Origin of the sequence: Streptomyces sp. SID3212, from assembly GCF_009865405.1 — a bacterium.
Lineage (GTDB): Bacteria > Actinomycetota > Actinomycetes > Streptomycetales > Streptomycetaceae > Streptomyces.
In genome coordinates this window covers 22,428-47,329 of sequence record NZ_WWJY01000543.1, presented here as the reverse complement: position 1 = coordinate 47,329, position 24,902 = coordinate 22,428, and the positions used below count along the sequence as shown (strand labels likewise).

The window sequence follows — 24,902 nt, the reverse complement described above, 5'->3', positions numbered from 1 at the left end:
CGCGCATCGCGGCCGGCGCGCCCTTGCGCCGTCGGGCCCTGATCTCCTCCACCCGTGCATCCGCCGCATCGAACAGGGCCTGGACCTCGTCATAGGCCAGCGGGCCTCGTCGGGAATCGCCTTCGTACTCGGCAACGTGGGCGACGGTGTTCCCACTCGTGCAGGATCTGTACCGGCGCCTGGCCGAACTTCTCCTCGCACGTCTGCTGCCAGGCATACCTGGCGTCGGTGACGTACTCCATGAACAACCGCAAGGCATTCTGGTAGCCGCGGGCAGTCGAGACCACGATGGGCCGCTGTCCCGACCGCAGGTGGTCGATGAACGCTTCGACCTCTGCGGCCTGCCACTGCCACGGGTATTCCTTGGTGAAGGCCGCGAAGCGTCTTACCAGGTCGACGCGGGATTGGATTGTCTGTGCCTTCAGGAAGCGGGTCCGCTGCTGCATGGCCCAGCCGTCCAGCATCGCCTCAAACACGGCCCGCCGGATCGATGTGTACGACGCCCGAGGCCAGCGCTAAGGACGCCGAACCCGGCAAATCAGCTGCACTTGTCACGATGCATTCAACGCAACATCGATGCATCGGTTACGCAGCGACCCGAATCTCCGCAGATCCGAGACGCCAGAGAGGGCGCCGACCGATGGCCGACGCCCTCTCTCATGTGCAGTTCAGCATCCTCAGCAACAAATGCTCAATGTTGCATCAGACGCAATTCCGCCCAGTTTCAGCTGCAGCCGCTCGTCGAGCCGCAGCCCTCGCAGATGTAGCAGGAGCCCGCTCGCTGCATCTTTGTGCCGCAGGAGAAGCAGAGCGGGGCGTCGGCGCTGATGCCGAGTTGCATTTCGACCAGTTCGGCCGAGGTGTGGGCCTCCTTGGGGGCCGGGATCACCGCCGCGTTCGTCGGGGCGGGGGCCGTCGGGGGCTTCGGTGTGGTGGGGGCCTGGGACGTCGGGCGCGGGGCCGACTGGGACAGGGTCTCGGTGTCCAGGTCGTCGTCCATGGACGGCACGTACGAACCGGTGTCCAGGTGGCGCTGGCGTTCGTCCGCCGAGTGGATCCCCAGCGCCGAGCGCGTCTCGAACGGCAGGAAGTCGAGGGCGAGGCGGCGGAAGATGTAGTCGACGATCGACTGCGCCATCCGCACGTCCGGGTCGTCCGTCATGCCGGCCGGCTCAAAGCGCATGTTGGTGAACTTGGAGACGTACGTCTCCAGCGGGACGCCGTACTGGAGGCCCACCGAGACGGCGATCGAGAAGGCGTCCATCATGCCCGCGAGGGTCGAGCCCTGCTTGGACATCTTGAGGAAGACCTCGCCCAGACCGTCGTCCGGGTAGGAGTTGGCGGTCATGTACCCCTCGGCGCCGCCCACCGTGAAGGAGGTGGTGAGGCCCGGGCGGCCCTTGGGCAGGCGCTTGCGGACCGGGCGGTACTCGATGACCTTCTCCACCGCCGCGCGGATCGTCTCCTCGGTCTTCTCCGCGACCTTCTCGTCCTTCTTCTTCGCGGAGAGAGGCTGGCCGACCTTGCAGTTGTCGCGGTAGATCGCGAGCGCCTTGACGCCCATCTTCCACGCCTCGAAGTAGACCTCCTCGACGTCCTCGACGGTCGCCGTCTCGGGGAGGTTGACCGTCTTGGACAGCGCGCCGGAGATCCACGGCTGGATCGCCGCCATCATCCGCACGTGGCCCATGGCGGAGATGGAACGCTCGCCCATCGCGCAGTCGAAGACCTCGTAGTGCTCGGTCTTGAGACCGGGCGCCCCGACCACCACGCCGTTCTCGGCGATGTGGGCGACCACGGCCTCGATCTGCTCCGTCTGGTAGCCGAGCCGGCGCAGCGCCTGCGGCACCGTGCCGTTGACGATCTGCATCGAGCCGCCGCCGACGAGCTTCTTGAACTTGACCAGCGCCAGGTCGGGCTCCAGGCCGGTGGTGTCGCAGGACATCGCGAGACCGATGGTGCCGGTGGGCGCGATGACCGAGGCCTGCGCGTTGCGGAAGCCGTTCTTCTCGCCGAGGCGGAGCACGTCCTGCCAGGCCTCCGTGGCGGCGGCCCAGACCGGGGTGTCCAGGTCGTCGAAGCGCACGGCCGCGCCGTTGGCGTCCGCGTGCTGCCTCATGACGCGCTTGTGCGGCTCGGCGTTGCGGGCGAAGCCGTCGTACGGGCCGACCACCGCGGCCAGCTCGGCGGAGCGGCGGTACGACGTGCCGGTCATCAGCGAGGTGATGGCGCCGGCCAGCGAGCGGCCGCCGTCGGAGTCGTACGCGTGGCCCGTCGCCATCAGCAGGGCGCCGAGGTTGGCGTACCCGATGCCGAGCTGGCGGAAGGCGCGGGTGTTCTCGCCGATCTTCTGCGTCGGGAAGTCCGCGAAGCAGATGGAGATGTCCATCGCGGTGATGACCAGCTCGACGACCTTGGCGAAGCGCTCGGACTCGAACGACTGGTGGCCCTTGCCGTCGTCCTTGAGGAACTTCATCAGGTTCAGCGAGGCCAGGTTGCACGAGGTGTTGTCCAGGTGCATGTACTCGCTGCACGGGTTCGAGCCGTTGATCCGGCCGGACTCCGGGCAGGTGTGCCAGCGGTTGATCGTGTCGTCGTACTGGATGCCCGGGTCGGCACACGCCCACGCGGCCTCGGCCATCTTGCGGAAGAGGGACTTCGCCTCGACCTCTTCGATGACCTCGCCGGTCATCCGGGCGCGCAGCCCGAACTTCCCGCCGGCCTCGACGGCCTTCATGAAGTCGTCGTTGACCCGGACGGAGTTGTTGGCGTTCTGGTACTGGACGGACGTGATGTCGTCGCCGCCCAGATCCATGTCGAAGCCCGCGTCGCGCAGCGCGCGGATCTTCTCCTCCTCCTTGACCTTGGTCTCGATGAAGTCCTCGATGTCGGGGTGGTCGACGTCGAGGATGACCATCTTGGCCGCCCGGCGCGTGGCGCCGCCGGACTTGATCGTGCCGGCGGAGGCGTCCGCGCCGCGCATGAAGGAGACAGGACCCGAGGCGTTGCCTCCGGAGGAGAGCAGTTCCTTGGAGGAGCGGATCCGGGAGAGGTTCAGGCCGGCGCCCGAGCCGCCCTTGAAGATCATCCCCTCTTCCTTGTACCAGTCGAGGATCGAGTCCATCGAGTCGTCCACGGAGAGGATGAAGCACGCCGAGACCTGCTGCGGCTGGGGCGTGCCGACGTTGAACCACACCGGGGAGTTGAAGCTGAAGACCTGGTGGAGGAGGGCGTACGCCAGCTCGTGCTCAAAGATCTCCGCGTCGTCGGGCGTCGCGAAGTAGTGGAAGTCCTCGCCCGCCTTCCGGTACGTCTTCACGATCCGGTCGATCAGCTGCCTGAGACCGGTCTCGCGCTGCGGGGTGCCGAGGGCGCCGCGGAAGTACTTGCTGGTGACGATGTTGACCGCGTTCAGCGTCCAGAAGTCGGGGAACTCCACGCCACGCTGCTCGAAGTTGACCGAGCCGTCGCGCCAGTTCGTCATGACGACGTCGCGCAGCTCCCAGCTGACCTCGTCGTACGGATGCACGCCGGGGGAGGTGTGGATGCGGTCGATACGGAGTCCCTTGCCGGCCTTCGTTCCCTTGGTGCGGGTGCCTCGCGCGGGTCCGCTCGTCGTCTCTGTCATGCCGCCTCCTACGTACAAAACGCACTGAAGTGCCATGTTCTTCCCGTGGCACATGTGTATGTGATGCCTCGGGCGCGGTCGGTCGCGCCCGGGGCAGGCCTGTGTCGTCACGAAGCGGCCGGCACGACGGCCGAGGGCAGGCCCTGTGGGCCGGGACTCGGTCGGTCGGACGCGGTCGGTCAGTCGGTGACGGTGGCGGGGACGGGGCCCTCGAAGGTGTCGCCGGTCCCGCTTTCCTCCGAGAGAGGCCGCTCACGCAGCTCCGCGACGGCGGCCTCGAAGTCTTCGAGCGAATTGAACGCCCGGTACACGGATGCGAAGCGCAGGTACGCGACGAGGTCGAGTTCCTGCAACGGGCCGAGTATGGCCAGCCCCACGTCGTGGGTGGTCAGCTCGGCGCTGCCGGTGGCGCGCACCGCCTCCTCGACCCGCTGGCCGAGCTTGGCGAGGGCGTCCTCGGTGACGGGTCGTCCCTGGCACGCCTTGCGGACGCCGGAGATGACCTTGGTACGGCTGAAGGGTTCGGTCACTCCGCTGCGCTTGATCACCATCAGCGAGGCGGTCTCGACCGTCGTGAAACGGCGCGAGCAGTCGGGGCACTGACGGCGGCGGCGGATCGACGTCCCGTCGTCGGTGGTGCGGCTGTCGACGACCCGGCTGTCGGGGTGCCGGCAGAAGGGACAGTGCATGGTTCCCATCCCTCCTTCGCAGCGTGACTGAACAGCACCGTAGAGGCCCGGAACGGGCCCCTCGAAGCAACTCCCAGCATAGGCGATGGTTACCGGCCACGAGCACCGGGACCACAACTTCTGGGTGGCTGGGACAATCCAACCACTAGATCTGGGGTTTTCCGCATCTTAGGCCCCGGCGTGTTCCGCGTGTCGCCCCGGGGGTCGTTCCCGGGGGCGCGCCCCGGCGGGGGCGGGGTGGCGAGGACCGGCCACGAGGGTACGGGAAGGGCGCGGCGGCCCGGATTCCGGCCCGGCCGGTGGGAGGATACGGCGCGGGGACCGCCTGCGGGCCGGCCCGGTCAGGACCGGCTATACACCTGGTAAGTCGCACACGTAAGACACTCTTCGGTTTTTCACTCGAACGTGTGTTTGGCGCAACCTTTCGAAAGCAACTACCGTTGTCCAGCTAGGGAGAACATTTCGAGAGGGGCCCGACGTGACCACCACCGCAGACAGTGCCACCATCACTGCCCAGGACCGCTCCCAGAGCCGACTCGAGCCGGTGCATGCAATGAATGACGCAGTCACGAACCCGGAGGGGCCCAAGCCCAACCGGTCACTGCCCGGCAGGCCTCCAGGAATCAGGGCGGACAGCTCCGGTCTCACGGACCGGCAGCGGCGGGTCATCGAGGTCATCAGGGACTCGGTCCAACGGCGTGGGTACCCCCCGTCGATGCGGGAGATCGGCCAGGCCGTCGGTCTCTCCAGCACATCGTCGGTGGCCCATCAGCTGATGGCACTGGAGCGGAAAGGGTTCCTCCGCAGGGATCCGCACCGGCCGCGGGCGTACGAGGTCAGGGGCTCCGACCAGCCCAGCACCCAGCAGACCGACACGACAGGAAAGCCCGCCGCGTCGTACGTCCCGCTGGTCGGCCGGATCGCGGCCGGCGGACCGATCCTCGCGGAGGAGTCCGTCGAGGACGTCTTCCCGCTCCCCCGTCAACTGGTGGGGGACGGCGAGCTGTTCGTGCTGAAGGTGGTCGGTGACTCGATGATCGAGGCCGCGATCTGTGACGGCGACTGGGTGACGGTGCGCCGCCAGCCGGTCGCCGAGAACGGCGACATCGTGGCCGCGATGCTCGACGGCGAAGCCACCGTCAAGCGCTTCCGGCGCGAGGACGGACACGTGTGGCTGCTCCCGCACAACGCGGCGTACCAGCCGATCCCCGGCGACGAGGCGACGATCCTCGGCAAGGTGGTCGCGGTGCTGCGCCGCGTGTGAGGAAGCCACTGCCGGCTCCGAACGGGGCTCCCGGGACCTGAGGTCCCGGGAGCCCCGTTCACGTTCCGGCACCGTCAGTGACCGGCTGACACCGTCAGCGACCGGCCGCCCCGGTCACAGGCCGTCCGCCTTCGCCTTCGCGTCGATCGCGGCCAGGGAGCGCCGGACCTGGGCGCCGTCCGTCGTGTACCAGAAAGCGGGCAGGGACGCCCGCAGGAAGCTGCCGTACCGCGCGTTCGCCAGCCGGGGGTCCAGGACCGCCACCACCCCCCGGTCGCCGCTCGCCCGGACCAGCCGTCCGGCCCCCTGGGCCATCAGCAGCGCCGCGTGCGTCGCGGCCACCGCCATGAAGCCGTTGCCGCCCGCCTCCTCCACCGCCTTCTGGCGCGCGCTCATCAGCGGGTCGTCCGGGCGCGGGAACGGGATGCGGTCCATCACCACCAGCTGCGAGCTGGGCCCCGGCACGTCGACGCCCTGCCACAGCGAGAGCGTGCCGAACAGACAGGTCCGGGGGTCGGCCGCGTACGCCTTGATCAGCTCGCCGAGCGTCTCCTCGCCCTGGAGCAGGATCGGCACGTCCAGCCGGACCCGCAGCTCCTCCGCCGCCGCCTGCGCGGCCCGCATCGAGGAGAACAGCCCGAGCGTACGGCCACCGGCCGCCTCGACCAGCTCCGCCAGCTCGTCCATCATGTCGCCGCGCGAGCCCTCCCGGCCCGGCGTGGCCAGGTGGCGGGCGACGTACAGGATCCCCTGCTTGGGGTAGTCGAACGGCGAGCCCACGTCGAGGCCCTTCCACTGCGGGACGTCGTCGCCCGCCGTGCCCTCCGGCGCCAGCCCCAGCGAGGCGCCCACCCCGTTGAAGTCCCCGCCCAGCTTGAGCGTGGCGGAGGTCAGGACGACCGAGCGGTCCGCGAAGAGCTTCTCCCGCAGCAGCCCCGACACGGAGAGCGGCGCGACCCTCAGGGAGGCGCCGAACCGGTCGTGGCGTTCGTACCAGACGACATCCCACTCCGACCCGTTGGCGATCCGCTCCGCCACGCCGTGGACGCTCTCGACGGCGGCCAGGGCCTGCTTCCGTACGACGTCCTCGTCCTGCACGGACTTGTCGCGGGCCGAGCCGAGCGCCGAGATCACCGCACGCGAGGCGTCACGCAGAGACATCAGCGCGTAACCGAGATCCTCGGGGACCTCTTCCAGGCGGCCGGGCAGGGCCAGCTCCATCAGCCGCTCGAAGGTCTCGGCCGCCGTCTGGAGCTCGTCGGCGACCTTCTCGTTGACGAGCCGTGCGGCCCGCCGCACCGCGCGGTTGACCTGGCCGGGGGTCAGCTCGCCGGTGGCGACCCCGGTGACCCGGGAGACCAGTTCATGGGCCTCGTCGACGATCAGCACCTCGTGCTGCGGAAGGACCGGCGCGCCCTCGATCGCGTCGATCGCGAGCAGGGCGTGGTTGGTCACCACGACCTCGGCCAGCTTGGCGCGCTCACGGGCCAGCTCGGCGAAGCACTCGGCGCCGTACGCGCACTTCGCCGCCCCCAGGCACTCCCGGGACGAGACGGAGATCTGCGACCAGGCCCGGTCGGAGACCCCGGGGGTGAGGTCGTCGCGGTCCCCGGTCTCCGTCTCGTCGGCCCAGTCCCGCATCCGGAGCAGGTCCTGGCCCAGCTTGCTGGTGGGCGCGGCGGCCTCGAACTGGTCGAAGAGCCCGTCGTCCTCCTCCTGCGGCATCCCCTCGCGGAGACGGTGCAGGCACAGGTAGTTGGACCGGCCCTTGAGCATGGCGAACTCGGGCCGCCGCCGCAGCAGCGGGTGCAGCGCGTCGACCGTACGCGGAAGATCACGCTCCACGAGCTGGCGTTGCAGCGCCAGCGTCGCCGTGGCCACCACGACGCGCTCTCCGTGCGCCAGCGCGGGCACCAGATAGCCGAGGGACTTTCCGGTGCCGGTGCCGGCCTGCACGAGGAGGTGGGACGGGGCGTCGATGGCTTCGGCGACGGCCTCGGCCATGGTGACCTGGCCTGGCCGTTCCACGCCGCCGACCGAGGTCACGGCGGCATGGAGGAGCTCGGGGAGTGTTGGCTTCGTCATAGCCCGACCACCCTACGGTGCACCACTGACAACGGCGTTCACCCACCGCCCGGCGGGGAGGCCAGCGGGTTGGGAACCGTACCGTGCACGGCGGCGTGCGGGCGCTGCGCGCGGTCGCGGTAGCCGTCGAGGTGGAGCCGGTTCCGGTTGAGGCACAGGCGCGCGATACGGGGGGTGAGCAGGTCGAACGTCTCGAAGCGCTCCCGGAGTTCGGGGAAGCGGTCCTGGTGCCGGACGACCTCCGCCCGTACGAGGGACCAGAACTCGCCCTCGGACACGCCCAGTTGTTCTTCGCAGAGGGGCGCCAGATAGCGGAACACACCGACGAAGAGCCCTGAATGGATGAACTGCACCAGGAAGCCGGGCTCTTCCGTGAGAAGGACGTCCTTCACCTCGCGGGGCATCGTGTCGTGCTCGGGCAGCGGCCGGGCGCTGACGTTCACGTCGTCGACGAAGTCCTTGATCGCGAGCCGGACCGGCACGTCCTGGTCGTCGAAGACCACGATGGCGTTCTCGCCGTGCGGGGAGAAGACCGTCCCGTACCGGTAGAGGAAGTGCAGCAGGGGCGGCAGGAGAGCGGCGAAGAGCCGTTCGAGCCAGACGGCCGGGTCCAGTCCGGAACGGGTGACGAGTTCGGCGGTGAGGGCCCGTCCGCGCGGGTCGGTCTGGAGCAGCGAGGCGAGGGTACGGGCGCGCTCGCCGGGGGCCAGCCGCGCCTGGAGGGGTTCGCGCCAGATCGCGCCGAGCAGTTCCTTGTACTGGTACGGGACCTCGGGGAGGTGGTCGTACAGCGGATGCTCGACGGCCACGGACGCCACCTCGCCGAGGAGGATCACCCCGCACTCGTCCCGCAGGAAGGGGTCGGCGTCGCGCAGTCCGTGCACCCAGGCGGTGACGGCGGGGGCGGCGATGGTGCGTTCGGTGGGCAGACCGCGCCAGACCAGGGTGTTGAGGACGGACAGCGGCAGTTTGACGGTGTGCCGGTCGGGCCGGTCGACGTTGAGGAACGTTCTGACGGACTGCTGCGGCAGCCGGAGGTCGCCGTCGGAGGGCAGCGGCACGACCGCTCCCCGGGCTATCTCCGGGGTGTAGAGCGGGAGGAGCACCTCGTCCCACTGCCAGGGGTGGACGGGCAGGTAGAGGTACGTGGCGGGGTCGAGGCCCCGGTCGCGCAGGACGCGGTCGTAGCGCTCGCGGACGGCCGCGTCGAGTTCGAGGGCGTAGAGCAGGTCGGGGGCGTGCAGGGCGGGGACGCCGCGATAGGTGGCGAGCGAGGTGCTGACGGCGATCCACGGGAGCGCGGCGGGGGTGCGGGCCTCGGGGGCCCAGCGGGCGGCGTCGGGGGCGGAGAAGCCGATTCTGCCCTTGTTGAGGACGATCCAGGGGTGGCCTGTCTGGTGTCCTTCGAGTTCCGCGTACCCGAGGTCGGCGAGGCGCGCGGCGCTCAGCGCGGTGTGGTCGAGTCTGACGTCGGCGGCGAGGGTGGTGGTGAGTTCGCGGACGAGGTGGCCGAGGGTCGCGCCGTCGAGCGCGAGGAGTCCCCGGGCCAGGAGCAGGAAGCGCAGGGGGTCCGTGAAGGGCCGGCCCCCCGACGTGACGCTGTCGGCGTCGACGCGCCAGCTGCCGTACGAGCCCCGGGCGGCGCGGAAGATCAGGGTCTCGCCGGCGTCGAGCGTGAGGGTGTAGAGGCCGTCGGCCTCGCCGGGGCGCGGCTCGATGATCTCCTCGTACGCGAATTCCCCGAGCATCTTCGCGAGAAGGCGGCCGGCCGCGCGGTCCCAGGCCTGGGCGGTCAGCTCGGGCGGTGAGAACAGGGCGGCGGAGCCCTCGGCGGCCATGGCCGCTTCGTGGCCCGCGTGGTGGCCCGTGTCGTGAGCCGCGTCGTGGCTGGAGTCGTGGGTGACGGAGGACTGAGGCACGGGGACTCCTCGGGAGGTGAACCGGAAGGGATCGAGCGGTGTGTTCAAGGCGGCGGTCCGGTCAGAGCAGGTCGCGAAGGGCGCGTTCGCGGACCATCAGGGCGGCTCTCTTGTCGGGTAGGTCGATCTCGGCGCCGAAGCGGAATCCGGCGCTGAGGAACGCGGAGACGGAGGGGGTGTTACGGAGATCGGGTTCGGCGAGGACGCGTCCGCAGCGCGGGCGGTGGTCGAGCACCAGGTCGGCGACGGCCCTGAGGAGGGCGGTGCCGACGCCCCGGCCCCGGTCGGTGACGCCTCCCAGGAGGAGGTGGATCCCGGTGTCGTGCGGGCGGGCCGGGTAGTGGCGCGCGAGCGGGTCGAGATCGGCCCGGTAGATCTCCCAGTAGCTCATGGGGATCCCGCCGAGCACACCGAGGCACGGGGCGCTGCGTCCGTCGCCGTCGAGCTGCGGGCGCAGGTGGTCGGCGGTGACGGATTCGGGTCCCGCGAGCTCCCAGAACGCGGCGACGGCAGGATCGTTCATCCACCGGCTGATCAGGGAAAGGTCGCGCTCGACCCGGACGGGGACGAGTTGGAAGACACCGACGGAGGTGGTGACGGGCCCCCACCCTGCGGGGGAGTCGAGGAGCCGGCCGTCGGGGGCGGGGCCGGGCGGATCGCCGTCCGCGAACAGCGCGGTGAGTTCGTCGGTCAGCCGCAGATCAAGGGTGTCCTCGGCGCTCGCATCGGTGGGAGGCACAGTGGCGCTCTCCTCTCGGCAGTTCGGACAGGGAGGTGTTCCTTCAACGGCGAAGGGGGTTGGTGATCGTGACGTAGACGGACTGGGTGTCGACGGGCCCGACCAGCTCGTCGAGGCCGTGCAGGCGGGTGAGCAGATTGGCCTTGCAGCGCAGGGTGGGGGCTTCCAGGAGGAGTGCGGGCAGCGGCGAGCCGAGCGACGTGGCCCCGGCGAGGAACTGCCGCAGGGCGGCGAGGAGCACCCGCTCGTCGGCGAGCCGTTGCGCCCCGAAGGCGCCGATCAGGCCGAGGACGTTGTTGATGCCGAGGTAGTAGGCGAAGCGTTCGTCGGTGACCGCGTCGGAGACGAAGGTGTCGCTGACCGTCCCGATGCCGGGGAGGCGGCGCTCCAGGGAGGCGCGGTGGGACTCGCGGAAGTAGTAGCCCTGGTTGTCGCGGTAGCGCCCGCCGGCCGGCCAGCCGTCGGCGTCGAGCAGCACCAGGGTGTTCTGCTGGTGGGCCTCCAGGGCGATGCCCGCGGTGCCGTCCAGCCAGAGCACGGGGCGCACGACGTGGTCGAGGTAGCGCAGGAACCACTCGGCGGACACGGCGGCGGTGGAGCGGCCGGTACGGGCGGCCAGCGCGGCGACGGTCGCGGCGAGCCGGGAGTGCGTGCCGGACCTGCCCGGGTACGGCCGGGGCGCGGTCAGCGCGGCGATGCAGACGGCGTCGTCGCCGGGGCGGAACGGGTTGTGGCGCAGCATGACGTCGAGTCCGGTGACGGGGTGTCCGTCCGGGGTGTCCACGGCGAGCCAGGCGGGGTCGCGGACGATGTCGAAGCCGGGGTGGGCGGCCTGCCACTCCTTGCCGAGTCCGGCGCGCAGCAGGCGGTGGACCTCGACGCCTCGGTGGAGTTCCTTGCGGAGGTTCTCCCGGCGGGAGTTGGTGATGCGCAGGCCGAGGGAGAGCTTGAGCATGGCCGGGACGCCGGGCCGGTGCACGGTGCGGATCGAGGAGGTGGGGTGCCAGGAGTCGCCCTGGGGCCCGAGGTCGTGGAGGAGGCCCGCGTCGAAGAGGCCGGCGACCTCCGGACGGTGCCTCAGGTCCCGTGCCTGCCAGGGGTGGAGGGGCAGCGGGACGGTGTGGTCGGGGAGGGGGAGGTCGCCGAGGAGCCGGGCGGTGAGCTGTCCCGCCGGGACCACACGGCCCTGCTCGGTCCAGGCGGAGTCGGTGGCGAGGACGGAGCGGTCGACGGCCATCCAGTGGAGCGGGAAGGAGCCGCGCAACTCCGGTGAGTAGAGCCGGACTTCGGCCTCGGAGAGCCCTTCGCGGCTCTTGGGGGTGGGATGCAGGGGATGGCCGAGGACGAGTGACTGCTCGGCGGTGAGGAAGAGGTCTGCGCCGACGGTGGGTCCGGGGCGGCGGCGCCGGTCGGTGAGGAACTCGGCGGTGTGGCGGACGGAATCGGCGACCCTGCCGACGAGGTCGGTGCCCTGGAAGCGGCCGGACTCCCGGCCGAGGAGGGCCGCGAGAGTGACGGCCTCGACGGCCGGGGCGCCGCTCGGGGCGCTCTCCAGGAACGGCATGCCGAAGCGGTGCCAGCCGGTGGCGGACCAGTACCGGAGCGGTACGAGCAGGGCGGTGCCGCTCACGTGGAGCGGGACGCGCAGCACGTCGCCGTCGGGGCGGGCGATGCCGTTCTCCCGTACCCAGCAGCGCAGCAGGTTCTCGACCGCCGCCGCGTCGGCCGCCTTCTGCGGGTCGGGGTGGTCGAGATGGTCGGGGTGGCCGGGCCGGTCGTCGGGGTGGCCGGGCCGGTCGTCGGGGTGGCCGGGCCGGTCGTCGGTGGGGGCGGACCGGTCGTCGGTGGGGGCGGCGACAGCGGTGGGGGCGGCCTGGCCGGCGGACGGCGGGCGCGTCTCGGCGGGGCTCGCGACCGATTGCCGCGGCACCGTGGCCGACTCGACGGTGAGGGGGGTCTCGGCGGAGGAACGGCCGTCGGCCTCGGGCGCATCGGGTGCGGTGGGGTTCACGAGTGGGGGCTTCCTTGTGAAGGGGTCCGGGGTCAGTGCGACGGACCGGATTCTGTCCGGAGGAGCGCTCCCCGCTCGGCGGCGGCCAGGGCGTCGGCGAACCGGTCGAGGACCGCCGCGGCCTGTTCGTCGGTGAGCGTGAGGGGAGGGAGCAGCCGGACGACGGCGGACTGCCGGCCGCCGAGCTCGACGATGAGCCCGCGGCGGAGGCACTCCTGCTGGACGGCCCTGGCGAGGACGGGGTCGGGCGGAGCCGGGGCGTCGGCCTCCGGGGAGACCAGCTCCACCCCGATCATGAGGCCCCGGCCCCGGACGTCCCCGATGCAGGGGTGGTTGGCGGCGAGTCCCTGGAGCTGTCCCAGCATGCGTGCACCGAGGAGCGCGGCGCGTTCGGCGAGCCGGTTCTCCCTGACGTACGCGAGGGTCGCCGCGCCCGCCGCCATGGCGAGCTGGTTGCCGCGGAACGTCCCCGCGTGGGCGCCGGGCGGCCAGCAGTCGAGATCCTCGTGGTAGACGATCACCGCCAGCGGGAGGGAGCCGCCGATCGCCTTGGAGAGAACCATGACGTCAGGGGTGATTCCGCTGTGCTCCACGGCCCAGAAGGTACCGGTCCGCCCGACTCCTGTCTGCACCTCGTCCGCGATGAGCGGGATGGAGCGGGCCGCGGTGATCTCCCGCATCCTGCGCAGCCACGCGTCCGGGGCGGGGATCACTCCGCCCTCGCCCTGCACCGGTTCGAGGATCATCGCGGCGGGCGCGGCGACCCCGCCCTTGGGGTCGTCGAGGAGGTTCTCGGTCCAGCGCGCGGCGAGTTCGGCGCCGCGCTCCCCGCCGATGCCGAACGGGCACCGGTAGTCGTACGGGTAAGGAAGCCGTGTCACCCGTACGTCGGGGGCTCCGCCGGACGCCGCGAGGGCCCCGGCCGTCATCCCGTGGTAGGCGCCGGTGAAGGAGAGGAGGCCCGCGCGGCCGGTGGCGGTACGGACCAGCTTGAGGGCGGCCTCGACGGCGTCGGTGCCCGCGGGGCCGCAGAACTGCACCCGCGCGTGGCGCGCGAACCGCGCGGGCAGCGTGGCGAACAACTCCGTGGTGAACGCGTCCTTCACCGGGGTGGCGAGGTCCAGGACATGGAGCGGCGCCCCGGAGTCGAGGACCTTCCTGATCGCCTCCAGGACGACCGGGTGGTTGTGCCCGAGGGCCAGGGTGCCCGCGCCCGACAGACAGTCCAAGTACCGTCTGCCGTCGGCGCCTTCGATGGTCAGGCCCCGGGCCCGTACGGGGACGATGGGCAGCGACCTCGCATACGTACGGGCCGCCGATTCGCGCAGCGCCTGGCGCCGCAGAATGCCCTCGTGTGCGACGGTCGGTGCCGCCGGAGCTGGTTCGGTCACGGCCACGGCTGATGGTCCTCCCGCAGTCACGGATACGTTGTCGGTCGGTACGGCGTCCGCCCGCCGGGGCCCGGCGGTGGACACGTTGTTTGTCCCCGCACATGTCAACGACGGGGAACGCCCGGGATCACGGGCCCGTGGGAAGATCCTTGGGTCCGGAACCACGCCCCTGCCGTACGCCGTCCCCATCGGCAACGGCATAGTTGGGGGGCGCGTCCGGCGTCCAGGACCGTGACCGGGTGCGCCGACGGTTCCTACAGCCGAGAACAACTCCGAAGTCCCAGGGGGATTCACGCATGCGACCCATTCGCCCGACGTCCGCCGTCCGCAGGGGAAGGCGCGCGGGGCGCGGGATGTCGTCCGCTCTCGCGGCGGTCTCCATGGCCACGGTGCTGGCACTCACCGCCACGGCCTGCGGCTCGGGCGACGACACCGCGTCCGGCTCGTCCACCGCGAGCGGTGCCCCCGCCGACGGCAAGATCCAGATCCCTGACGATCTCAAGGAGCGCCTCAAGGAGCGCGGGATCGACATGGACAAGTGGAAGAACGGCGAGTGGAAGGACTGGGACAAGGACAAGTGGCTGCGTGAGGCCAGGGACTTCGTCAACCCGATCATCAAGGACCTGTGGGACCCGGACCGGATGCGCGACGCGCAGAAGCCCCCGGAGCAGCCGGTCGAGGCCCATGACATCTCGGGCGACGCGGGGGTCACCGACCCGACGCCGCAGCCGGTCGAGGCGCAGGCCGTGAGCACCCCGTACGACGCCGCCGAGCCCGCGTCGGGGAAGCTGTTCTTCGACGGCCCCAAGGGGTCGATGGTCTGCTCGGCGACCGTGGTCCAGGACCCGGCCCACCCCGGCAAGTCCAACATGGTCTGGACGGCGGGCCATTGTGTGCACGCGGGCAAGGACGGCGGCTGGTACCGCAACCTGGTCTTCGTCCCCTCGTACAACAACGACGGTCTGTCGGAGGCCGAGTTGCAGGCCGACCCCGACAAGCAGGCCCCGCACGGCCTGTGGTGGGCGGACGGGGCGCAGACCTCCGACCAGTGGATCGCGCAGGGTTCGTCCACCGGTGGGCTGGGCGCCCCCTACGACTTCGCGGTCATCCATGTGACGCCGGAGAAGGGCGGCACGGGCGCGTCCTTGGAGGAGACGGTCGGCGCGGCGCTGCCGGTCGACTTCGACGCCCCGGCCACGGCGGACATCACGAGCGTGACGGCCACCGGCTACCCGGCGGCGCCGCCGTTCGAGGGCCAGAAGCAGTTCCAGTGCGCGGACCGGCCGGGCCGTCTGTCGCTGAAGGCGGACGACCCGACGATGTACCGCATCGGGTGCACGATGACGGGTGGTTCGTCCGGCGGCGGCTGGGTCGCGGCGGGCGCGGACGGCAAGCCCGCCCTGGTGTCCAACACGTCGATCGGCCCGGTCAAGGCCGGCTGGCTGGCGGGCCCGCGCCTCGGTGACGTGGCGAAGGGCATCTACGACGCGGTCAGCGAGAAGTTCGCGGACTAGGGCGTGTCCGCAAAGTGGCGTCGTTCGCCCGCAGGGCGTGGCCCGCGGCGTCTGGTGCGTGCGATCGCAAGGCGGAGGACCGAGCGTGTACTGGATGTACTCGCTCGGTCCGACAACGCCGCGAGCGCGCGTGCCAGACGCCGCGGGCCAGACGCCACTTTGCGGACACGCCCTAGCGGACGAGAAGCGCCGCGGAGGCCCGGACGACAACGGCCAAGGGGCCCGATCCCTCGTGAGGAGGGATAGGGCCCCTTGGCGTGGAACGGCGCTCAGTTGCATGCGCTTTCGTACGGTCAGGGCGCCACCGGCACCGGCACGTACGCGGACAGCGCCGCCGCCAGCTCCTCGTGGACCTGTGCCTTGAGAAGCGTGCCCTCCGGGGTGTGCTCCTCGGAGAGGACCTCACCCTCGGCGTGCACCCGCGAGACCAGCCCGCCCAGCGTGTACGGCACGAGCACCTCGACCTCGACCTCGGGCCGGGGCAGTTCGGCGTCGATGAGGGCGAGCAGTTCGGGGATGCCCTGGCCCGTACGGGCCGAGACCGCGATCGCGTACCGCTCGGCGCCCAGCAGCCGCTGGAGCACCAGCGGATCGGCCGCGTCGGCCTTGTTGATCACGACGATCTCGCGGACGTCCACCGCGCCCACGTCACGGACGACCTCGCGCACGGCGGCCAGCTGCTCCTCCGGCGCGGGGTGCGAACCGTCCACCACGTGCAGGATCAGGTCGGAGTTGCCGACCTCCTCCATCGTGGAGCGGAACGCCTCGACCAGATGGTGCGGCAGGTGCCGGACGAAGCCGACCGTGTCGGCCAGCGTGTAGATCCGGCCGCTCGGCGTCTCGGCGCGGCGCACGGTGGGGTCCAGGGTGGCGAACAGCGAGTTCTCCACCAGCACCCCGGCGCCCGTCAGGCGGTTGAGCAGGGACGACTTGCCCGCGTTGGTGTACCCGGCGATCGCGACCGACGGCACCCTGTTGCGGCGCCGCTCCTGCCGCTTGATCTCGCGGCCGGTCTTCATCTCCGCGATCTCCCGGCGCATCTTCGCCATCTTCTCGCGGATCCGGCGCCGGTCCGTCTCGATCTTGGTCTCACCGGGGCCGCGGGTGGCCATGCCGCCACCGCCGCCGCCGCCCATCTGCCGGGAGAGCGACTGGCCCCAGCCGCGCAGCCTCGGCAGCATGTACTGCATCTGGGCCAGCGCGACCTGCGCCTTGCCCTCACGGGACTTGGCGTGCTGGGCGAAGATGTCGAGGATCAGGGCCGTACGGTCGACGACCTTGACCTTGACGACGTCTTCGAGGTGGATCAGCTGGCCGGGGCTCAGCTCACCGTCGCAGACCACCGTGTCGGCGCCGCTCTCCAGGACGATGTCCCGCAGCTCCTGGGCCTTGCCGGAGCCGATGTACGTGGCCGGGTCGGGCTTGTCACGGCGCTGGATCACTCCGTCGAGGACCAGGGCGCCGGCCGTCTCGGCGAGCGCCGCCAGCTCCGCGAGGGAGTTCTCGGAGTCCTGCACGGTCCCCGACGTCCACACGCCGACGAGCACCACACGCTCCAGGCGCAGCTGCCGGTACTCGACCTCGGTGACGTCTTCGAGCTCCGTGGACAGACCCACCACACGGCGGAGGGCCGCGCGGTCGGAGCGGTCGAGCTGCTCGCCGTCCCGCTCCCCGTCGATCTCATGGCTCCAGGCGACGTCCTCTTCCATCAGAGCATCGGCCCGAAGGCTGTCCGTGCGGGTGTCCGCAGTGCTGTCGTCCGCGAAGGTCTGCGCGTTCTGGGAAGGGGAGGAAGAGGAGGTCATTGGATCCTTACGTCGCTGGGGGAAGTGAATACGGGAGACGCCGCGGCTCCAGGCTCTGGCATTCCCCTCGGTCGTCACAACGCGTGACGGTCCGGATTGATTCCCGGCCGCGCCGCCCGCTGTCCGACCCGTTGATGGTGGCACGCTTCCGCCCGGTCGTCACTCCGGTTTCACGGGCTGTTCCCGTGCCGTGTCCGGGGCCGCCCCGGGGGCCGTGTCCCGGCCGCCCGGCCGGTTGGCGGGCGTCGTCTCGGTGCGCCAGTCCGGGTGACCGGGCATCGGCGGCGTCTTCTTCCCGTACAGCCAGACCCGGAAGAAGCCGCTCAGGTCACGCCCCGCGACGTCCGAGGCCAGCGCGGTGAAGTCGGCCGTGGTGGCCGTGGAGTCCCGGTGCTTGCGCACCCAGAGCCGCTCCAGCCGCTGGAAGGCGCTCGCGCCGATCTCCTGGCGCAGCGCGTAGAGCACCAGGGCGCTCCCGTCGTAGACGACCGGCCGGAAGAGGCTGATCTGGTGACCCGGCGTGGGCGGCTGGGGGGCGGCGGGCGGCCCTCCCCCGGCGCGCCAACTGTCGGACAGCTCGTACGCGCTGCGCATCCGCTCCACCAGCGGCTTCTTGCCGTACTGCTCGGCGTACAGGGCCTCGTACCAGCTCGCGTGTCCTTCGTTGAGCCACAGGTCGGACCAGGTGCGCGGGGTGACGCTGTTGCCGAACCACTGGTGGGCCAGTTCGTGGACCATGATCGCGTCGACGTACGACTCGGCGTACTCGGGCCGGGTGAAGAGGGCGCGTTCGAAGAGGGAGAGGGTCTGTGTCTCCAGCTCGAAGCCCGTCCGGGCGGTGGCGATCAGCAGTCCGTACGTCTCGAAGGGGTACGGGCCGACCTGCTCCTCCATCCAGCTCAGCTGCGCGGGGGTCTTCTTGAGCCAGGGCTCCAGCTTCGCCACGTCGGCGGCCGGTACGACGTCCCGTACGGGCAGTCCGCGCGGTCCTTCCCGGTGCAGGACGGCCGACTTCCCGATGGAGACCTGCGCCAGCTCGGTGGCCATGGGGTGGTGGGTGCGGTAGGTCCAGGTGGTGGTGGCGCCCGCGCGGTTCTTCTCCTCCGGCAGACCGTTGGCCACGGCCGTCAGGTTCTCGGGGACGGTGATACGGAAGGTGAAGTAGGCCTTGTCGGCGGGGTGGTCGTTGCCGGGGAAGACGCGGTGTCCGGCGTCCGCCTGGTTGGCCATCACCAGCCCGTCGGTGGTGCGCACCCAGCCGCCCGCCGTGCCCCGGGGGTCGCTGGTGTGGCTGACCGTGACGGCCATGCGGGCGCCGGCGGCGAGGGGCCTCTCGGGGGTGACGACCAGGTCCTCCCCGGCGGTGGCGAAGGTGGCGGGCTCGCCGTTGACCCGTACCGAGCGGACCACGCCGTGGGTGAAGTCGAGGTTGATCCGCTCCAGCCGCTGCGTCGTCACGGCGTCGATCTTGGTGACACTGTCCAGCGGTTCGGTGTTGTCGCCGCCGTAGGTGAGATCGAGGTCGTAGGTGAGGACGTCGTATCCGGGGTTGCCCAGCGTCGGGAAGAGCGGATCGCCGATGCCGAGCGGCTCGGGCGGGGGCGGCGCCACGGAGGGTGTCGCGGCGACGAGGGTGGCCGAGGCGGCGGCGAGCAGGGCGGCGCGCAGCCGGCGGGAGGTGAGCAGCATGGACCACCGCTACCAGCGCCGGGCCGCCGCGCCCCGGTGACGCGCGCGGATCCCACCCGAACGGGTGCGGGGCCCGCCGACGGGGCTCAGGCCGTGGCGGGCTGCTGGGCGCGACTCACGTCGTACACACCCGGGACGTCCCGCATCGCGCGCATGAGGCTCGGCAGCCCCGCCGCGTCCGGGAGTTGGAGCGTGTACGTGTGCCGGACGCGCTGCTCGCTGGGCGGTTCGACGGTGGCCGAGACGATCGCCGCGTCCGCCGTGGCGATCGCCTCCGTGAGGTCGGCGAGCAGCCCCGGGCGGCCGAAGGACTCGGCGTAGAGCGTGACCCGGCATTCGGCCGCGTCCCCCCAGCTCACCCCGACCGGGGCCCGGCCGAGCGCCTTCATCCGCCCGACGGCGGGGCACTCCTCGCGATGGACGGTGACGGCGCCGCCGCGGACGGCGAAGCCGACGGCCGCGTCGGGCGGTACGGGCGTACAACAGCCGGCCAGCCGTACCGTCGCGCCCGGCAGGTCCACCAGGGCGTTGGACGCCCCGCGCCGGTCGGCGGTGAGCGTGGCGGGCGCCCTGGGCGTCGCGGCGGGCGCCTTGACGCTCTCGGGATGCGCGGCCAGCCAGCCGGTGATCGCGATCCTGGCGGCGGGGGTACGGGCGTGGTCGAGCCACTCCGGAGAGGGCCCGGAGGCCGCGTCGTGGGACAGGAGCAGCTGGACGGTGTCCCCGTCCCGCAGGACCGTACTGAGCGTCGCCAGACGGCCGTTGACGCGCGCGCCGAGGCAGCTGTGCGCCGCCTCGCCGTACTGCGCGTACGCGGCGTCCACACAGCTCGCCCCGGCGGGCAGCCCGAGCATGCCGCCCTCGGCGCGGAAGACCGTGATCTCGCCGTCCTGGGCGAGGTCCGCGCGCAGGGTGGTCCAGAAGGTGTCCGGGTCGGGGGCCGCCTGCTGCCACTCCAGGAGCCGGGAGAGCCAGCCGGGCCTGGTCGGGTCGGCCCGCTCGCCGTCCTGCGGCTCCGCCACGTCCACGGAGGCGTACGGGTTGCCGAGGGCGACCACGCCCGCCTCGGCGACGCTGTGCATCTGGTGCGTACGGATGAGGACTTCGGCGACGGCGCCGTCCGGTCCCGCGACCGCCGTGTGCAGCGACTGGTACAGGTTGAACTTGGGCGCGGCGATGAAGTCCTTGAACTCGGAGATCACCGGGGTGAAGCAGGTGTGCAGCTCGCCGAGGACGGCGTAGCAGTCGGCGTCCTCGCCGACCAGCACCAGCAGCCGGCCGAAGTCGGTGCCGCGCAGCTCGCCGCGTTTGAGCCGGGAGCGGTGCACGGACACGAAGTGCCGTGGCCTGACGAGGACTTCGGCGGTGATGTCGGCCTCCCGCAGCACCTGCCTGACGTCCTCGCAGATGGCGGCGAGGGCGTCCCCGGCGGTGGCGTTGTCCGCGATCAGCGCGCGCGTACGGGCGTACTCCTCCGGGTGGAGGATCGCGAACACCAGATCCTCCAGCTCGGTCTTGAGCGCCTGGACGCCGAGCCGTTCGGCGAGCGGGATCAGGACGTCACGGGTGACCTTGGCGATACGGGCCTGCTTCTCCGGCCGCATCACCCCGAGGGTGCGCATGTTGTGCAGCCGGTCCGCCAGCTTGATCGACATGACCCTGACATCGTTCCCCGTTGCCACCAGCATCTTGCGGAACGTCTCCGGCTCCGCGGCGGCCCCGTAGTCGACCTTCTCCAGCTTGGTCACCCCGTCGACCAGATAGCAGACCTCCGCGCCGAACTCCGCCCGCACCTGATCGAGCGTCACGTCCGTGTCCTCGACGGTGTCGTGGAGCAGGGAGGCGGTCAACGTCGTGGTCTCCGCGCCCAGTTCGGCGAGGATCAGCGTCACGGCCAGCGGATGGGTGATGTACGGCTCGCCGCTCTTGCGGAACTGCCCGCGGTGCGAGGCCTCCGCCAGGACGTACGCCTTGTGCAGCACGGAGAGGTCGGCGTCGGGGTGGTGTGCCCGGTGCGCGTCGGCCACATGGCCGATGGCGTCCGACAACCGCCCTCTGGAGGCAGGCCCCAGCAGCGCGGCCCTGCCGATCCTGCGCAGGTCGATCCGGGGAAGGCCGCGTCTGCGGCCGTGGGCACCAGGGCTGGTGGCCTCTGCGCTCATGGGGCACCTCCGGCAGCTTCGACCGGCGGCGGAGGAGCAGGAGCGCCCTCCGGGCCGGTGCTTGATGCTACCGAGCCCACCACGTGGTCCGGACCAGCTCCCGCCCAGCGTGAAACTGATCACTCGTTCGAGCGAACATTCGGTGTCGATCCGTGCCCTCGTGACGCCCTCTCGACACCCGCTCGACCGGCTCCTCAGCCGAACAGCGTTGCCTGCCAGGCGGGTTCGAGGTGACCTTCCGCCACGATGACGGCGGGGCCGGTCATCTCGATGCCGCCGTCCGGGCGTTCCGTGACGACCAGCCGGCCGCCGGGGAGGTCCACGGTGTACGTGACGGGCTCTCCGGTCACCGCGGGGTCCGCGCCCTCCCTGCGGGCGGCGGCGACGGCCACGGCGCAGGCGCCCGTACCGCAGGAGCGGGTCTCCCCCGAGCCGCGTTCGTGGACGCGCATGGCGACGTGGCGGGGGCCGCGCCCGACGACGAACTCGACGTTCACCCCGTCGGGGTAGGCGGTCGCCGGGGTGACGGCGGGCGCGGTGAAGAGCGTGCCCGCGTGTGCCAGGTCGTCGACGAAGGTGACCGCGTGCGGGTTGCCCATGTTGACGTTACGGGCCGCCGTGGCGCGGCCGTCGACGGTGACCGTCACCTCGCCGCCGGGGAGCACCGCGCGGCCCATGTCGACGGTGATGTCCCCGTCGTCGGTGCCCGGGCCCTTGGCGAGGTGCACCTTCTTCACCCCGCCCCGGGTGGCGACGGCGAGGTCGCCCGGCTCGACCAGACCGGCGCGCCGCAGGTACCGGGCGAAGACGCGGACGCCGTTGCCGCACATCTCCGCGACGGACCCGTCGGCGTTGCGGTAGTCCATGAACCACTCGGCCTCGCCGGCCATGTCCCGCGCCTCGGGGTGCGCCGCCGACCGGACGACGTGCAGCAGCCCGTCGCCGCCGATGCCGGCCCGCCGGTCGCAGAGCGCGGCCACGGCGCGGGCGGGCAGGTCGATGACGTTGTCCGGGTCGGGGATGATCACAAAGTCGTTCTCGGTCCCGTGACCCTTGAGGAAGGCGATCGGTGCGGCGGATGCCGTCGGCGAGGTGCTCACGGGATCCATCGTACGAGGTCAGACACGCGAGGCCAGGCGTGCGGGATCAGACGTGCGGATCAGGGTGCGGGATCAGACGTACGGAATCACGCGCACGGAATCGGGCACCGCTCAGCGCAGGCGTGCGACCCGCCACACGGCGAGGGCGACCACGGCCGCGCCCACGGTGACGTACAGGGCGATGACCCGCCAGTCGGGGCGCTCCCCGGAGGCCCGGGCGGGCAGCCCCGGCCAGGCGTGGCCCACCTTGCGGGCGGCCATCATGCCCCAGCCGGCGGCGCAGCAGCTGATCAGCAGCCCCAGCATCGCCACCACGGCTCCGCCGTCGCCCGTGCCGAAGGCGAGCGGGAAGGCGAACATCAGGGACCCCACCGCGGCCAGTACCACGATCGGCGCGAGCTGCCAGATCCGCAGCCTGCGCTGCGGTCGCAGTTCGACCTCGACCTCCGGGGTGGTGGTCTCCTCGTCGGGCCCGTCGGGACTCAGGCGCGGCGCGTCCTCCTGGGTCTGCCGCGCCGCGGGGTCTCCGTCGCGAGGGCCGGCCTCCATCGCCACGCGCCCTCCCAACTCGGACTCCACTGGTCGATCGATGCTCGATGATGGCACGCTCGCGGGTACGGGAATGACGGCCTGAGCGTCCCGATGCCATCACGTGATCAGGCTGTGACCGCTCGTTCGACCAACGTCAATGCCCGGTGCGGGAGTTCCTCGCGGTCCTCCGTTCCGCCGCTCAGCCAGTGCACGCGCGAGTCGCGGCGGAACCACGAGTCCTGACGTCGTGCGAAGCGCTTCGTGGCCCGTACGGTCTCGGCGCGCGCCTCGTCGTCGGTGCACTCGTGCGCGAGCGCGGCGAGCAACTGCTGGTAGCCGAGGGCGCGGGAGGCCGTACGCCCTTCCCGTAGACCTCGCCCCTCCAGGGCGCGTACCTCGTCCGCGAGCCCCGCCTCCCACATGCGGTCGACCCGGCGGGTGATCCGCTCGTCAAGTTCGGGGCGGGCGACGTCGACGCCGATCTGGAGCGTGTCGTACACCGCGTCGTGGCCGGGGAGGTTGGCGGTGAACGGCTTGCCGGTGATCTCGATCACCTCCAGCGCCCGGACGATGCGGCGGCCGTTGCTGGGCAGGATCGCGCGGCCGGCCGGGGGGTCGGCGGCGGCCAGCCGGGCGTGCAGCGCCCCGGAGCCGCGGAGGGTCAGTTCGTCCTCCAGCCGCGCGCGCACCTCGGGGTCGGTGCCGGGGAAGTTCAGGGCGTCGATGGCGCCCCGTACGTACAGCCCCGAGCCTCCGACCAGCACCGGGGTGCGGCCGGCGGCGAGCAGCCGGTCGATCTCCACCCGGGCGAGCCGCTGGTACTCGGCGACGCTGGCGGCCTCGGTGACGTCCCAGATGTCCAGGAGGTGGTGCGGGATCCCGGCGCGCTCCTCCGTCGTCAGTTTGGCTGTCCCGATGTCCATCCCCCGGTAGAGCTGCATGGAGTCGGCGTTGACGACCTCACCGTCGAGTTGCCGGGCGAGATGGACGCCCAGATCGGACTTGCCGGCCGCGGTGGGACCGACGACGGCGATGACCCGTGGTGCGCGAGCTGCGGTTCTCACCTGCCCAGTCTCGCAAACTCCGGGCCTCCGCCCGAACGAGTTGTGTGACGGAACGATTCCGGAGTGCGTTCGCGGGGCTTGAGCGTAATCTGGAAGGGAGATATGAGGGTGATGGGCTTGTATGCCCACTCATGTGTCTTTCAAGGGAAGGTGGGCCATGGGCCTCATGGATTCGTTCAAGGCCAGGCTGTCCCCGGCCAAGGACAAGGTCTCCGACCTCGCCCAGCAGCACGGCGGCAAGATCGGTGACGGGCTGGACAAGGCCGCCCGTACGGTCGACCAGCGGACCAAGGGCAAGTACAGCGACAAGATCGACTCGGGTACGGGCAAGGCCAAGAGCGCGTTGGACCGTCTCGCCCACCTGGACGACGGCGGCCACACGCCCGGCGGCACCACACCGGGGAGCACTCCTCCCGGTGGGACCCCGCCTCCCCCGCCGCCTCCCGCCTGACCTGTCGGGCGGTCAGGACCAGACCGCCACCAGGTAGCCCACGCCGTACGGCGCGCTGTCATGGAGCAGCGCGCCGTCGAGGCCCGCCCCTTCGGCGGCGCCCGCGAGGATCTGCCAGGGGGCCCGTCCGGCGGCCCGGAGGTCGTACGCCAGCTCCGCGTCCAGGGCCTTGAGGGCGGCGACGTCGGCCGACCCCAGCGCTCGTGCCACTTCCTCGTCGAACGGGGCCGCGCGCTCGTCGAGATATCCGGGCGCCTTGAGCGTCCGGCACGCGCTGGCGTCGCCCATCACCAGCAGGGCCGTCCTGCCCGGCTCGCCGGCGATCTCTTTCCCTGCCTGGACGCACCGCTCGGTGGTGAGGGGCTCCCCCACGCCGAGTCCGGTCACGGGTGCGGCCGTCCAGAGCGCCTGTTCCAGCAGCCAGGCGGCGACGGCGAGGGAGGCGGGCAGCGCGCGGGGCGGTGCCGTTCCGGGGGCCACCGGCGCGTCCGGCGCCCCGCTGTCGTCCGTCTCCTGTACGTCACCCTCGTGTGCGCCGCTCTCGTGTGCGCCGCTCTCGTGTACGGCGCTCTCGTGTACGGCGCTCTCGTGTACGGCGCTCTCGCCGAGCCTGACCCGTACGTCCACCCCGAAGCCCGCGAAGGACCCGGTGGCACCCCCCGGATACGCCCCGCGTGCGGACTCCCCGGCGGGTCCGACGACGATCAGCCGGTCGGGCCGCGCGGCGGCCAGCACGCCGAGGGCGTCGGCACACGCGGCGCGCGTGCCGCGCAGTTCCGGTCGGGCCCCCGCCGCGACGGCGGGCACGAGCAGCGGCGGACAGGGGCAGACGGCGGCGGCGACCAGCATGTCCGCACCCT

At 71.5% G+C, this 24,902-nt stretch carries 18 protein-coding genes; 3 read left to right on the top strand and 15 right to left on the bottom strand.

Translation table 11 applies throughout. From position 1 onward, the window contains the following. Positions 1 to 89: 89 nt before the first annotated feature. The 3 genes from GT042_RS39100 to nrdR all read right to left on the bottom strand — a co-directional run bounded on the left by GT042_RS39100 (position 90) and on the right by nrdR (position 4,317). Complete coding sequence (locus tag GT042_RS39100; RefSeq protein ID WP_345943790.1) at positions 90 to 476, bottom strand: phage integrase N-terminal SAM-like domain-containing protein; 387 nt, start codon at positions 474 to 476, stop codon at positions 90 to 92. 248 nt (positions 477 to 724) lie between these two features. Then, positions 725 to 3,628, bottom strand: coding sequence for a vitamin B12-dependent ribonucleotide reductase (locus GT042_RS16170; RefSeq protein WP_161309413.1), 2,904 nt, complete (start codon positions 3,626 to 3,628; stop codon positions 725 to 727). Positions 3,629 to 3,807: 179 nt separating this feature from the next. Further along, a complete protein-coding gene (gene nrdR, locus GT042_RS16165) occupies positions 3,808 to 4,317 on the bottom strand; it encodes a transcriptional regulator NrdR (RefSeq protein ID WP_161309412.1) in 510 nt (169 codons plus the stop codon). Between the two features lie 478 nt (positions 4,318 to 4,795). On the opposite strand from nrdR, the gene lexA reads away from it, so the two are divergent. Further along, positions 4,796 to 5,581: a transcriptional repressor LexA gene (gene lexA / locus GT042_RS16160; protein ID WP_161309411.1), complete on the top strand. Its 786-nt coding sequence runs from the start codon at positions 4,796 to 4,798 to the stop codon at positions 5,579 to 5,581. 114 nt (positions 5,582 to 5,695) lie between these two features. Here lexA and GT042_RS16155 read toward each other — a convergent pair whose 3' ends face one another. The 5 genes from GT042_RS16155 to GT042_RS16135 all read right to left on the bottom strand — a co-directional run bounded on the left by GT042_RS16155 (position 5,696) and on the right by GT042_RS16135 (position 13,732). Then, positions 5,696 to 7,666, bottom strand: coding sequence for an ATP-dependent DNA helicase (locus GT042_RS16155; protein ID WP_161309410.1), 1,971 nt, complete (start codon positions 7,664 to 7,666; stop codon positions 5,696 to 5,698). A gap of 38 nt (positions 7,667 to 7,704) precedes the next feature. Next, entirely contained in the window at positions 7,705 to 9,504 is a 1,800-nt protein-coding gene (locus GT042_RS16150; RefSeq protein ID WP_161309423.1) for an IucA/IucC family protein, read from the bottom strand. 142 nt (positions 9,505 to 9,646) lie between these two features. After that, positions 9,647 to 10,324 carry a GNAT family N-acetyltransferase gene (locus tag GT042_RS16145; RefSeq protein ID WP_345943789.1) on the bottom strand — a complete coding sequence of 226 codons (678 nt, stop codon included), beginning with the start codon at positions 10,322 to 10,324 and terminating at the stop codon, positions 9,647 to 9,649. 43 nt (positions 10,325 to 10,367) lie between these two features. Beyond that, positions 10,368 to 12,335: an IucA/IucC family protein gene (locus GT042_RS16140; RefSeq protein ID WP_161309409.1), complete on the bottom strand. Its 1,968-nt coding sequence runs from the start codon at positions 12,333 to 12,335 to the stop codon at positions 10,368 to 10,370. 32 nt (positions 12,336 to 12,367) lie between these two features. Next, a complete protein-coding gene (locus GT042_RS16135; protein ID WP_161309408.1) occupies positions 12,368 to 13,732 on the bottom strand; it encodes a diaminobutyrate--2-oxoglutarate transaminase family protein in 1,365 nt (454 codons plus the stop codon). 290 nt (positions 13,733 to 14,022) lie between these two features. Here GT042_RS16135 and GT042_RS16130 point away from each other — a divergent pair, with 290 nt between their 5' ends. Further along, a complete protein-coding gene (locus GT042_RS16130) occupies positions 14,023 to 15,240 on the top strand; it encodes a hypothetical protein (RefSeq protein ID WP_161309407.1) in 1,218 nt (405 codons plus the stop codon). Positions 15,241 to 15,533: 293 nt separating this feature from the next. Here the strand turns inward: GT042_RS16130 and hflX are convergent, their stop codons facing one another. The 6 genes from hflX to miaA form a co-directional block, all read right to left on the bottom strand. Continuing rightward, a complete protein-coding gene (hflX, locus tag GT042_RS16125) occupies positions 15,534 to 17,045 on the bottom strand; it encodes a GTPase HflX (RefSeq protein ID WP_161309406.1) in 1,512 nt (503 codons plus the stop codon). A 159-nt stretch (positions 17,046 to 17,204) separates the two neighbouring features. Further along, entirely contained in the window at positions 17,205 to 18,734 is a 1,530-nt protein-coding gene (locus GT042_RS16120; RefSeq protein ID WP_161309405.1) for a M1 family metallopeptidase, read from the bottom strand. An 86-nt stretch (positions 18,735 to 18,820) separates the two neighbouring features. Continuing rightward, positions 18,821 to 20,896: an HD domain-containing protein gene (locus GT042_RS16115; protein WP_161309404.1), complete on the bottom strand. Its 2,076-nt coding sequence runs from the start codon at positions 20,894 to 20,896 to the stop codon at positions 18,821 to 18,823. A gap of 194 nt (positions 20,897 to 21,090) precedes the next feature. Further along, entirely contained in the window at positions 21,091 to 21,996 is a 906-nt protein-coding gene (gene dapF / locus GT042_RS16110) for a diaminopimelate epimerase (RefSeq protein ID WP_345943788.1), read from the bottom strand. 111 nt (positions 21,997 to 22,107) lie between these two features. After that, positions 22,108 to 22,545, bottom strand: coding sequence for a hypothetical protein (locus GT042_RS16105; RefSeq protein WP_161309421.1), 438 nt, complete (start codon positions 22,543 to 22,545; stop codon positions 22,108 to 22,110). 107 nt (positions 22,546 to 22,652) lie between these two features. Continuing rightward, a complete protein-coding gene (gene miaA, locus GT042_RS16100; protein ID WP_161309402.1) occupies positions 22,653 to 23,591 on the bottom strand; it encodes a tRNA (adenosine(37)-N6)-dimethylallyltransferase MiaA in 939 nt (312 codons plus the stop codon). Positions 23,592 to 23,748: 157 nt separating this feature from the next. Between miaA and GT042_RS16095 the strand changes: the two genes are divergently transcribed. Beyond that, a complete protein-coding gene (locus GT042_RS16095; RefSeq protein WP_161309401.1) occupies positions 23,749 to 24,042 on the top strand; it encodes an antitoxin in 294 nt (97 codons plus the stop codon). Positions 24,043 to 24,054: 12 nt separating this feature from the next. Here GT042_RS16095 and GT042_RS16090 read toward each other — a convergent pair whose 3' ends face one another. Then, entirely contained in the window at positions 24,055 to 24,891 is an 837-nt protein-coding gene (locus GT042_RS16090; protein WP_161309400.1) for a class III extradiol dioxygenase subunit B-like domain-containing protein, read from the bottom strand. Positions 24,892 to 24,902: the final 11 nt, after the last annotated feature.